The organism is Acidobacteriota bacterium (assembly GCA_009861545.1).
In the GTDB taxonomy this organism is placed as follows: domain Bacteria; phylum Acidobacteriota; class Vicinamibacteria; order Vicinamibacterales; family UBA8438; genus WTFV01.
The window spans coordinates 4,791-17,496 of the sequence record VXME01000096.1 but is presented as its reverse complement, the minus strand read 5'-3'; the positions used below and the strand labels follow the sequence as shown (position 1 = coordinate 17,496).

The 12,706-nt window shown below is 65.5% G+C and carries 4 protein-coding genes and 1 pseudogene (1 of these 5 running past the window's edge); 3 read left to right on the top strand and 2 right to left on the bottom strand.

Features of this window, described 5'->3' with window-relative positions:
- Window positions 1-69: 69 nt before the first annotated feature.
- The gene (locus F4X11_16015) at window positions 70-4,248 is read left to right on the top strand and encodes a hypothetical protein (GenBank protein MYN66512.1); all 4,179 of its coding nucleotides are present in this window, start codon (window positions 70-72) and stop codon (window positions 4,246-4,248) included.
- Window positions 4,249-4,334: 86 nt separating this feature from the next.
- Entirely contained in the window at window positions 4,335-6,026 is a 1,692-nt protein-coding gene (locus F4X11_16010) for a fibronectin type III domain-containing protein (protein MYN66511.1), read from the top strand.
- A gap of 98 nt (window positions 6,027-6,124) precedes the next feature.
- Here the strand turns inward: F4X11_16010 and F4X11_16005 are convergent, their stop codons facing one another.
- Together F4X11_16005 and F4X11_16000 are read right to left on the bottom strand one after the other, a co-directional pair.
- Entirely contained in the window at window positions 6,125-9,232 is a 3,108-nt protein-coding gene (locus F4X11_16005; GenBank protein ID MYN66510.1) for a hypothetical protein, read from the bottom strand.
- Window positions 9,233-9,818: 586 nt separating this feature from the next.
- Entirely contained in the window at window positions 9,819-10,811 is a 993-nt protein-coding gene (locus tag F4X11_16000) for a hypothetical protein (protein MYN66509.1), read from the bottom strand.
- 597 nt (window positions 10,812-11,408) lie between these two features.
- Here F4X11_16000 and F4X11_15995 point away from each other — a divergent pair.
- Window positions 11,409-12,706: pseudogene (locus F4X11_15995) on the top strand (hypothetical protein); it runs 76 nt beyond the window's last position.

Sequence of the window (12,706 nt, the reverse complement as noted above, 5' to 3'; positions counted from 1 at the left end):
CAGCGACTATTTGACTCAAGACTTCTCACCTGTACTATCTTGCACTTATAAAGACCCGATGAATAACCCATGTGGCACCAAGAAACTCCTTATGGCAAAGCACCACGGCCCAGACGGGACGAGGCGTTGAGTTGCTTGGGCCGAAGGGGTGCCGGGAGTTGGTGGACGGTAGTGCGCAGCCTCCTCAGCGTCGGGACTGATTCTCGTCGCGCCCCTAGCGGGATCGGTGGGCCTCCCCCCGGCTCCAGTTGGGTGAGCGTGGCGGTGTTGGTCGCGGCTGTCTCGGCCCTCACGGTGATTGTGCTGCTGGCCGCGGGCAAGGTCGACATCGCGAGCGCGCAATCGACCAGCACCGCGGTATGCGATCGAACCGCCGCCGTGCGTGACGCCATCGTCGCCGCCACCGGCGCCGACGCGTGCAGCGATGTGAGCGAGGCGCAGTTGCGCGACACATTGTCGTTGGACCTCAGCGGCCAGAGCATCACGAGCCTCAGCTCCGGGGACCTCGACGACTTCCACAGCCTCGTGGTGCTGGACCTTTCGGACAACTCCATAACGACGCTGCCTGCGGGCATCTTCGACGAACTGTACCTGCTCGAGGTGCTGCGACTGCATAACAACAGCCTCCAGACCCTCCCGGCAGGCATCTTCGACGAACTGTTCATGTTGGTGGAGCTCTCGCTGCACGGCAACAGGCTCACTGCGCTGCCAGAGGGTTTCGGTGGCGACTTCTCGCCCCACTACGGACTCGGAGACGACGGTAGCCAGCAGCCCGGTTCAGGCAGCTATCCCCGCATCTCCAAGTACATCGCGGACAACGGAATAACCACTGCACAGCAGTTCATCGACAGCCTGCCGGACGAGTACAAGCAACGGTTCGTGCTGAACTACGAGTCGGAGTCGCCCGCCCGGCCCCACGTATCCGTCGACAGCCCGCGAGTAGTGTCGTTCGGATTCGACGGGGCATACACATTCTCCTGGGTCAGCAATCCCTTGGCTCCCTCCATGTTCCGGGACTCGGTCGAGTTCCTGCGGCAGAACCAGACGGACTGGACCGCCGGGGTCATCGACTTCTCCGGGAGCACGCCGCGGATCGTCGAACCCTCTAGCTGCCAGAGTTGTCACAGCCCGGTGAACAAGCCGTTGTGGGACCCTCGCCTCGCCTGGCGCGGCACCGAGTTCGTCGAGGCGACGAGAGGGCCTCTGGAACAGGCCCTAGCCCTGAACGCGGTTAAGGCTTCGACGAATCCCCGTCTCTCGGTGTTGGACTTCAGTCAGTCGATAGAGACCTTCAGGAACGAGCGGATAATGCAGCCTGTCGGGGGAGGGGCAGCGACGAGTCTTGTCGTGGAAGAGGCCGGAAATGTCTGGTCATGGCGCCACGCCGAGGTTCTCTATAGAATCTTGGCGCAGAGGTATCCGGACTTCCGCACCTACCAGATCGACACGATCTGTCGGGCCAATCCGTTGCGACCGGCGCAGAATTCAGTATTGTATGGATTCCCCCAGTCAGTGCACAATCTGGCGATACCGGACTGGGACCCGAACGAGTCAGACGTGCCCGGGAAGACGTCAACGCACCCGGCCGTCAGCGCCGTCTACACCTACGAGTGGTTCCCGGGCGGAGACATCTTCGATGCGGTGCTGTTCTTGATGGCGGCCGATCTATGGCGCGACGAGCCCATCGTCAGGCGGCTCTACCGCAACACCTCCAACTCGGAGAGCTTGCACCAGCGGGTCCAGTCGGTATTGGTGCCGGTGGTATTGCACTATCCCGCCGGTTCGGCCAACGCTGAGGATGAGTTGATCCAGAGACTGCGAGTGCACTTCGGCCATGGCGGCGAAGCATCGGTGAGGTCCAGAGACCAGCAGAACGGCAAGCTCTGGATGCAGGGGCCCCAGAGCGCGAGCTTCCGTTACGGCCACAACGCGGCGATGGTCCCACGGGTGTGCGCGGCACTCAGGGACAGCGCTCCGTCGGGGCTGAGCACGTCGGTGTCAGGCGGCGACGTCGCTTTGAACTGGACGGCCCCCAAACATGACCGCAGCGGCATCACCGGCTACAGGATCCTGCGCGGCGTCGCTGACGGCGAGCCGGAGGTGATGGTCGAGGACACCGGCTCCACGGCCACGACATGGACCGACGAGGATCCCGCGGACGGGACCTACGCCTACCAGGTGGTGGCGATCTATGACGGCTACTACCCGGGCAGCCCGTCGCCGTCAGTTGAAGTCTCGGTGGGGTCACGCCCCGCAGCGGTGGGGAGTTTCTCAGCCACACGCGGCAGCAGCGGCGTGACACTCTCATGGTCGACGCCCACCGGTACGCCCGCTGCTGACGGCTACCACCTCTACCGGGGTACGAGCGCCTATGGCATGTACCTGCTGACTTCGAGTATCGCGGCAGACGCCACGTCGTATGTGGACGCCACGGCAGCTGAGACCGAGAACTATCACTATCAGGTGGCGGCCAAGTCGGGCCGTGTGCTGGGCCCCAGGTCGACGACCGTGCGGACGAACAACGCCAGCCCGCAGATCAACAGCAACCGGTTCCTGCGGATGGACGAGAACTCCACAACGGCCACCGCGCTGGTGGCCACCGACGCCGACGGCTCACGGCTCACATGGACGATTCCCACAGGCGCCGCCGGCGGCACCGACCGGAGCCGGTTCAGCATCACAAGCAGCGGCAGCATCAGCTTCGCCGCCGCCAAGGACTTCGAGAACCCCGACGACGCCGACACCGACGGCACCTACGAAGTGACCGTGCAGGTCAGCGACGGAACACGCTCCGACACCGCAGACCTGCGCGTCACGCTGGTGGATGTCAACGAGGCGCCCAGCGCCGACGCTGGACCCGACCAGGACAGTGTCACACCCGGCGGAACCGTCACCCTGGCCGGCTCGGCAACCGATCCAGACCCCGGCGACAGCCTGACCTACGCATGGTCACAGACCAGCGGCGAGACAGTCACACTGTCCGACGCCTCGGTTTCAGCGCCGACGTTCACAGCGCCGTCGGACCTCACCGACGACGAGACCATCGTCTTCACCCTGCGGGTGACCGACGCCGGCGGCCTCCACGCCCGGGACACGGTGACGGTCACCGTAGAGGCTGAGCAATTCAACGGGGTGATGGCGGGCACCATGACCGTGGGGACCTCCACCTATCGGGGGAATTCGGTGTTCGGGTACTCGACGCGGGGCGACTGGGGGACCTTCGAGGTCACCGCGCCTGCGGACTCCGCCTATCTCGGCAGCTACGGGAAGTTGCGCATCATGATGCGGGCCCCGGGAGACGTGACGCTTCCGTCGGTAGGCGAGGTCACCGACTCGGTGACATTCGCCTATGCCGACGAGTTGACGCTGCCGTTCACGCTGCTGTTCGGCGAGACGCAGCTGTCGTCCGCGGATGCGGTACATCCCGACGGGGACGAGTCACGTGTCGGCCGCTTCTGGGTATGGGAGAACATCACACCCGGCTGGGAGGTCGACGACGAGGTCACCGTGAGCGTAACCACAGCCGAAGAACAAACAACCGAAGAACAAACAACCGAAGAACAGACAACCGAAGAACAGGTCGAGCCGCCGCAAGAGGAAGAGGAGGACACCAGCGATGAGAACTCCGCCGCGACGGGAACACCGACCATCGACGGCACCGCTCAGGTCGGGCAGACCCTGACCGCCGACACGGCAGGCATCGCGGACGAAGACGGCCTCGACAACGCAACCTACAGATACCAGTGGCTGGCCGACGGCACCGACATCAGCGGGGCCACAGACAGCACCTACACGCTGGTGACCGGCGACCAGGGCAAGGCCATCACCGTGCGGGTGTCCTTCACCGACGACGAGAACAACGCCGAGTCGTTGACCAGCCAGCCCACTGCGGCAGTGGCACCGCCGCCGCTGACGGCCAGCTTCCGTAGCGTTCCCGGCTCCCACGACGGCAGCGCTCCCTTCACCTTCGAACTGCACTTCAGCGAGGAGCCCTCCCTCAGCTACGTCACTCTGCGGGACAGCGCCTTCACCGAGTCCGGCGGCGAGGTGATCAAAGCCAGACGGCTGACGCCGGGCAGCAACCTCGCCTGGGAGATCACCGTGCAGCCCTCCAGCAGCGCAACGGTGACTATCGTCCTGCCGGCCACCACCGACTGTCAAGACACCGGCGCGATTTGCACCGCCGACGGCCGGAAGCTCTCCAACCGCAACGTCCTCCAGATACCCGGTCCGAGCGCACAGAACTGACTGGTGCAGGCACGAAAGCGATTGAGAACGTGAGCACTGGTCGAGGGAGACGTTCGGGGCCGATTCGAGCGCTTGGGTGGGGGGCGGTGGCGGCGGCTGTGCTCGTCTCCAGCCTCGCGGTGACGCCTGGAGCGGGCGCGGGCGCGCCGGGAGCCATCAGCGGTCTGTCCGCCCACAGCGGCGCTGCGGGCGAGTTGACCGTCACCTGGCACGTGCCGGAACCGGTGCCGGACGACTACCGCCTGATGTGGGCCCCGGCGACAGGCGACTACCGCACCTGGACTGACCTGAGCGGCAATGCGTTCCCGACAGACAACCAGCACACCATCACCGGTCTGAGTGAAGGCGAGACCTACAAGCTGAAGGTGCGTGCCCGCTACCGCAGCGGCCCCTGGAGCGGTCCCTGGAGCGCTGAGATCCGGGCCGCAGTGACAACAGCAGAACCCCTCACACCGACCACTACCACAACCACAACGGCACCGCCTACACCGACCACGACACTGCCTGCAACCGCCGACGATCAGACCGCGGCCAAGACTGGCACGAAGCAGGCCATAGAGGGTCGCGCCACGATCGGTAACGGCCGCGGCTCCGTCGGCGGTGTGCGGCTGACCAGCGAAACGCCGGGCACACTGTCGGTCACCTGGAACCGGTCCAATCCCGCGCCGAACGACTACGAGTTCGTGTGGGCACGCCGCGGGCAGTCGGGCACCGACCAGACGATGTACCCGACCACCGAGCAGGTGACGCTGACGGGCCTAGTCCAGGGCGCGGTGTACGAGGTCCAGATCAGGTCCCGGTACTCGAACTGGAAGGGAGAGTGGTCGTTCACCTACACCAAGCGGGTGGCCGAGCCCGAGCCCGAACCCGAACCCGAGCCCGAGCCCGAGCCCGAACCCGAACCCGAACCCGAACCCGAGCCGTATGACGGGGTGTTGGAGGGCATCATGACCGTCGAAGAATGGGAGTTCACGAACATCGAGAACCGTCAGAGATACGGGGTGGCGGGACTCGGCATGCGCTGGGGCAGTCTTGATATCACCGCCGCGAGCGACGAGAGCACCATCGGGGGGCGCGGCGACGTGAGACTCATTGGGAGCGTCCCCGGCGATTCGGTCATATTCAAATCGGGCGAAATGACGGACGCGTTCCTATTCGGCTACCGCGGCGACCTGCCCACGCCGTTCCGGCTGGAGGTCGGCGGAGCCGAGTTCGTGTCGGCCCATGCGTTGCACCCCGATGGACACGAGGTTCCGCTTGGCCGCTATTGGGCATGGGACGAGCGGCCCTTCTCCTGGGCGGAGGGCGACGAGGTCAAGGTGCGGATCTCAGCCGCCGACCCGCTGCTGATCGACACCGAAGAGATCTGGACCTCCACGCTCACTGTCGGCATGTTCGGCGACGCCGACTCCGGGTACCTCGGCTACCAGGACCGCGAAGACGGTTCGACCAGCGTCGGTTCGCTCGCACCGAGGACCGTCACCGTCGGCGACACCGCCTACGAGTTCTTGATCCTGGCCTGGTACCGCGGCAACCGCAGCAACTCCGACGGCACCTCCCACACGAAGGCGCTCGACTTCTACGCCTTCGACCGGGCAATGCCCGACGACTGGGTGCTGACCGTCGACGGAAAAAGCTTCCGTGTCGGCGACGCGTACCGCGGGTTCCTGGGGAACAACACAGGGCGGCCCGTGTACAAGGTGTACTGGACCGATCCGGGCTTCTCGTGGTCGGTCGGCGAGACTCACAGGGTGTCGCTCGCCGCTCCTGTGGGCTAGCCGATCCCGCAGCGGCCTCACCCCAACGGCCGGACATCGCATCGGGAGGAAGTACTCGACGGGACTACGCGCTCGCCGAGGGCGGCTCGCCGAGACTTCTACTGTTCGACGCGGAGTATCTCGATCCGGTTGTCGAGGTTGAAGAACAGCGCCATGTACCGCTGGATGTCGGCAGCGGTGACCTCGTCCAGCACTTGGAGTCGCTGTTCGGGAGTGCCGACGAGAGCATCATCGAGGTGGCGGCGTAGCAGCAGCGGGGAGATGATCTCGCCGTTGCTGTCGAGCTGGTAGTCGTCCCGCATCACCGACATTGCCCGAGCCAGATCGCTGTCGGTCGGCCCGTCGGCGGTCAGCTCGGCGATGATCCCCACGACTGTGGCGTTGATCTCCTCGAGGCGGTCTGAGGGGCCGGTCGCGCCGAAGTAATTGTCCCAGATGCCCACTTCGACCCACGGCGACAGGACCGCGTAGGCGGAATAGGACTCGCCGAGACCCTCACGGACGGTGCCGAAGAGCAGGTCGCCCAGCAGGCTCTCGATGAGGTCGGCGATAACCAGAGTCTCGACGGTGACCGGCACTGAGGCACCGAACTGCAGGTAGAGGCCCGACGCCCCGGCGTCGGCGTCAACGGGAACGGTGATGCGGTGTACACCCTGAGGGAAACCAGGGTTGTGGTTGACGTACTGATCGGGTTCGCCGGCGGGCAGGGTGCCGACGTAGCGGGCCGCCAGATCGGCCACCGTGTCGCGGTCGGTGTCGCCCACGATCACCACCACCAAGTCGTCGACGTCGCCCAGGCGGGCTTCGTAGAGCTCGAGCAGCTGATCGGCGGTGACGGCGTCGATCTCCTCCTGCGTCAGGATAAAGCGGTACCAGGGGCTGTTCTGGTAGTACGCGTCCCACAGCGTGTAAACGGAGCTTGAGACCGGGTCGTTCTCGGCGTAGGACTTGCGGGTCTGCAGATCCTGGATCTGCTGGGAGGTGGCGACCTCGGTGACTCGCGGCTCGATGATGTACAGGTGCATCAGCGCGAGCAGGTCGCCGAGGTCGTCGGGGCTGGCGGAGCCTGAGAAGCCCTCGGTCAACTCGCTGAGATACGGTCCGACTCGGGCCGTGGTGCTGGCGAGGTACTCGTCGATCTGTGATGCCGAGTAGTCGCCGACTCCGCTGTTGGCGACCGCGCCGGTGATGGCGCGGCGCATTCCGGCGTTGCCGATCGGCAGCAGCGACCAGCCGCCCAGGCTCTGCGCCGTCACGTTCACCTGGCCGGCAGCCAGATCCGAGGGGGCGAACACGACGCGGGCCCCGTTGGCGAAGACCCACTCGTGTGCGCCCTCGAACAGGCTCACCGAATGCTCACGGATCGGCGCGACGGGATCGGGTGGCGCCATCAGCGTCTCGATGCGCTCCTCGGGCTCGGGCGCCGCCAATGGGGCCGCCGCATCGATGGCCGCCCGGAGCTCCTCCACGTCGGGGACATTGGCGGGATCGTCGCCGAGGGACACCACCAGCGGCGGCGCGTTGTCGAGTATCCAGCGGAGGTGCGCCGTCAGCTCCTCGACGGTGAAGGTATCCAGCAGCGCGCCCTGCCGGGCCACACGGTCCTCGACCGATTCGATGTTCTCCTCCTCCACGAAGTGCAGCACGTACCTGTCCGCCAGTCCCGCGCTCTGCATCGTCGCCTCCCGCTCGAGCTGCGCTTCCAGCGCGGTGCGGACCGCAGCGATCGCCTGGTCCAACTCGGCGGGAGTGAAGCCGTAGTGGGCCGCACCAGCGAGCACCGACAGGTAGTCGGTGGTGGCCTGCTGCAGGTCCTGGCCCCGGATATTCGTGCCGTACAGGCGCAGCCCGCGTGCCTGCTGCCACGACACCACGTAGGGCTCGCTGGCCTGGGACATCAGCCCGGCGCGGTATGCGCTGTCGAGCCGGATTTCGAGCAGGTTGGCGATAACGCCTTCCATCAAGCGGAACCGGTCGCCGCCGGTTGTAGCGGGCGTCCAAGCCGGCAGCTGCCAGTCGATCGACATCGAGATGCCGCCGTAGTTGGGATGGGTGACCACATCGATGACGGGCTCGTCGACGAAGTCCGCAGTGAACGCGCTGCGCTCGGGCTGGGCCGGCATCGGCTCAACAGGGTTGGTCAACCCGCCGAAGAACTCCGCGACCTTCTGCGCCATATCGGCCACCGGCAGATCCCCCACCACGACCACCGCCATGTTGTCGGGCCGGTACCACGTCTCGTAGAAGGCCCGCAGTTGCTCGGCGGTGATCGAGGCGTTCGACTGCTCGTTGCCGCCGAGCTGCATGCCCTCATACACGGTGCCGCTGTAGTAGACGGCGTCGAGGAAGTTCCCGATCCGGCCGTCGGCGGACTCGTCGAACAGCCGGTACTCGTCGACCACGATGCCCCGCTCGGCTTCAACCTCCTCCGGCGAGATCGTGGCCGCCGACGCCCACTCCGACAGCACGGTGAAGGCGAGATCAAGCGCCCCGGGGTCATCGAGTTGGAAGTCGAGTATGTACACGGTCTCGTCGGCGGACGTGTACGCGTTCAGGTCCGGCCCGACTTCCACACCGATGGAACGCAGCACTTCTCGAAGGTCGGTCTTGGAGAAGCTCTCAGTGCCGTTGAACAGCAGGTGCTCAAGGAAGTGCGCGGTTCCCTCCGCGCCCGGCGGGTCCAGCACGGCGCCCGCATTGACCACCAGCCGCGTCTCCACCGCCCCAGCCGGCGAGTCGTTCGAGCGCAAGTAGTAGGTGAGGCCGTTGTCGAGCGTGCCGACCAGCACCTCGTCGTCGGTCCCCAGGAGAGTGGAGTCCGGATCGCCGGGCTCGTAGTCGTTGAAGGCGCCCAGATCGGCCGGGGGTGACGCTGGGGAGTCGGCAGCGTCGTCGGGCTCAACTTGAGCGGCGTCGTCAGGTTCGACTTGGGTGACATCTCCGGGTTCATCTTCCCGGGTGGCGTCTCGAAGCTCGGGAGCTTCGTCATCGTCTAGTTGGGCAGGGGTCTCCGGCGCCGGTTCGGCAGCGGCCTGAGTCGTCCTAGGGGGCTCGCTCGCAGCGGGCGTCACCTCCGGCGCATCAGCGGAACAGGCCGCGACGATCAGCGCCGTCACCACAACCGTGGCCCACAGCTTTGGCCGCATGCGCGGAGGCGTAGCCTCGGATACGCGCTCAACCGCCGAGAACAGAAACCAGAACCTCATAGCCCCGGACTCTACGCGCAGAATCGGCTACTCATATCACGGCGCCACATCGCGACCATCGCACGCTTAGGAATACTCAATAGCTAGCCCATGCCAAGGCGCACGCCATGCATTGTTGAGGCTGGGAATTACCGCCATGTCGGAACCACCTAGATGCGCAAAGTCAGGCCTTCAGCAACCGGGTCGTCAAGTCCAGTGCCTCGTCCATCGTCCCTACAAGACGGTCTTCGAGTACGAGTCGCAGAACGCCGAGAGCGTGAAGGCTTTCCGCGACTCGGTCCGTGAGGCCAAGCACCACAGTCTCGGTGTGCTGCGCTACGGCGACTTCGATCAAGAACTCCACTACAGGGCTGCGCTGTCGTCGATGTGGACGGTCTCGGAGAAGTCCAGAATGACGATCTCATGATCCTTGATGTCTTCGCCGATGCTGTAGATCAGCTTCTGCGGCGACGCGACGGTGAAGCTGCCCCTGAACAGATCCCCTACCGGGCTTGCTCACACCAGCGCAGATACTCTCGTCGGCGTCCGCCTGTCGATCATGTTGAGCGCTGCTAGGCGTCTCTACCTCGGCATAGCCTGCGGTCCCCTAGTCCCCGGGTCGCAGGCTCAGCCAGAATCTCCTCCAGCCATCGCGGTCGAGCCGTCTGCCTCTCCGTACCATCGAACCGAACACTAGGCAGTCGGTGGTTCCGCCCCGCCAGACTCGGTCGCCGCGGCGACGCTGCCCGTCTCGTCGGCGCCACCATGCGGCTTGAAGCTGAGTGCCGACCATGGCGCCGACATAGAGGTAGGCCAACGAGGTCCACAGCGCAAGCCACACCGCCGGGACCACAGTCGCTCCCGAGGTCAGCCACGACGGAAGCCGCAAGCCCAAGAAGACGGCCGACCCCCAGCCCAGGAGATACAGCAGGGGGACGCATGCACCGGCCGCCAGCCACACGATGGTTCGCCCGATGAGACTGCTCGTGAAGTCCTCGCGGCGGATGTAGCGGAAGTCGTCATCGATCTGGACGCGTTCGTCGCCCAGGTCCTCGGGCTCGGGCGCGTCATCGTGGGTCTCGTAGATCGTTGCGGGGGACCGGCCCCAGTCCCCGCCGGGCGCAGCTTTGCCGACGTTGTCGACAATCAGCCATACGACGCTCTCGCGGGCGTCGCGGACTCTCATGCTGATGCAGGTCGGCGTCCCGCGCCGGGCGGTGTCATAGGACTGCACGGCGACCAGCTGACAATCCTCGGGGTCGAGGCTCGTCGTGGACGGGTCAACGGCGTAGCAGCGCACCCAAGACGTCTCGTCGAAAAGATCCGAGACCGACGCGATGGCGACGAGGCAGGGACGGTCCGAGAACCGGAGGCGGGGCAGCAGCGACGTTCGCAGGTGGCTCCTGTTCTCGTTGGGGTGGAGCCGCAGAGCCAGGACGAATGCGCCCGGTATCGCTTCGGAACCCGGGACTGGTCGGCACCGCCATCCCAGGATCCTGAATCCGGGCTTCGGGCTGGCCCGGGTCTCGAACAGGAAGTCCGCTACTGCCCTCCACGTCGATCTGAGCCTCGATGACTGGACCTTCCTCTGGATGGGCACTAGGCCTCGCGCCGCGACGTAGTGCTCGAGTTCCTGTGGCTGCGCAGTCGACGGCCAGGCTGAAAGGCGGTATCCGCTCTGGTTGGACCACCGCCCGCCGCGAGAAGCAGACTGGACGCTGGCCGACGGCTTGCGCCCGCGACCTAACCACGAGGAGAGCCCTTCCCGGCCCGGCTTGATGGCGGGAGCGACGGTCACTGCCATCAAAGTGAGCTGCGGCAAGTAGTCAAATAGCGCCGACCAGTCCACTCACATGCCTCCCGGCAGGTGCGCCGATTGGTGAGTGCCGACAGCCCTGTGGTGGCGTTCAGGCAGGAGCATCCCCTCTAACACTATTTCGGCCCCTTCGCGCTGTGCGTCGGCAGCCGATTGCGCGGCACCGCCACGAGGGCCAGTGGGTGCGCGTCATTCGGCCGCAAACGCCAGCCCGGGCCTTGACACCCCGATGCCCGCCAGTTCCGCGCAGGGATGCCGGTCACCGCCTGCATGCCGCATGTTCGCTCGTGGGGCGTTGCTCGTGCACTGGTGTTGTGAGTGTGTTGCTTATGTTGTTGTTATGGGTTTGCCATTTGTGTCTTGTTGTTCTAGCTTTCAGCAATGATTGCTACCAGCGCCCGCAGAAGGGCACTGCTGACGTTGCTGGTGTTGGCTGCGGGACTGGCGGTGTTGCCTGGGAAGTCCCTGGCCAGCACGTCAATGGCGGCACCCCAGTTGAGCAGCACCGTGGTGGGTCAGTTGACGGTGGCGTGGGACACGCCGTCACCTGTTCCAGATGACTACCGGCTGATGTGGGCGCCTGAGGACGGCGATTGGCTGTCGTATCGCAGCGCGAACGAGACCGAGCGCGGCAACCTATATCCGGGGGGCGACCAGACCCATGTCACGATCGACGGTCTGAAGCCGGGCGGACGCTACAAGGTGATGATGCGGGCCCGCGACAACAACGGCTCCGGCCCCTGGAGCGCCCAGTCGGTGCTTCAGGTGCGCGGGGCGCCGCGACTGAGCAGCGATACTGCGGGCTCGTTGACGGTGACGTGGGACGTGCCGTCGCCAGCTCCTGAAAGCTACCGGATTGCGTGGGCGCCCGAGGATGGCGATTGGCTGTCATATCGCAGCGTGAATGAGGCCGAGCGCGGCAACGCCTACCCCAGCGGGGACACCTCCTCGTACACGATCACCGGACTCACGCCGGGCGACCGCTACAAGGTGATGATGCGGGCGCGCTACAACGACGGCTCCGGCCCTTGGAGCACGCAATCGGCCATGGGCGTGCAGGCCAACGAGCCTCCCCCCGTGACTACTGAGCCTCTCTCGGTGACTGACGAGCCTCCCACTGAGACTATCGGCGCTAGAGACGCCGACCTTAGGGGCGCTGACTCCAAAGGCGACTCCAAAGGCGGTGGGAATCTTGGAAGGCAGAACCTCTCCACGGACGCCACGCTGAGCTCCCTGTCGGTCAGCCCGAAGGACATCGTCGGGTTCGACGCGGAAACGCTCCACTACGAGTTGGGCGTGGCTTCCACGGTAACCACCGCCACGATCTCGGCGGGCAGGAACAACTCCAACGCTTCGGTCGTCATCAAACCTGACGACTCGGACACCACCGCCAGCGGTCACCAGGTGAGCCTGAGCGCGGGGAGGAACCCTGTCACTGTCACGGTCACCGCCCAAGACACCACCACCACCCGCACCTATTGGGTGACCATCAATCGGGGAGTGACCGCAGCCTACGGCTGGAAGGCAAGCGAAGATCTCGACGGGCTGCAAGCGGCCGGCAACACCGCCGCTAGGGGCATGTGGTCGAACGCGACCACCATCTGGGTGTCGGACGCGTCGGACGACAAGATCTACGCCTACAACATGTCCGACAAGTCCCGCGACAGCTCCAAAGACTT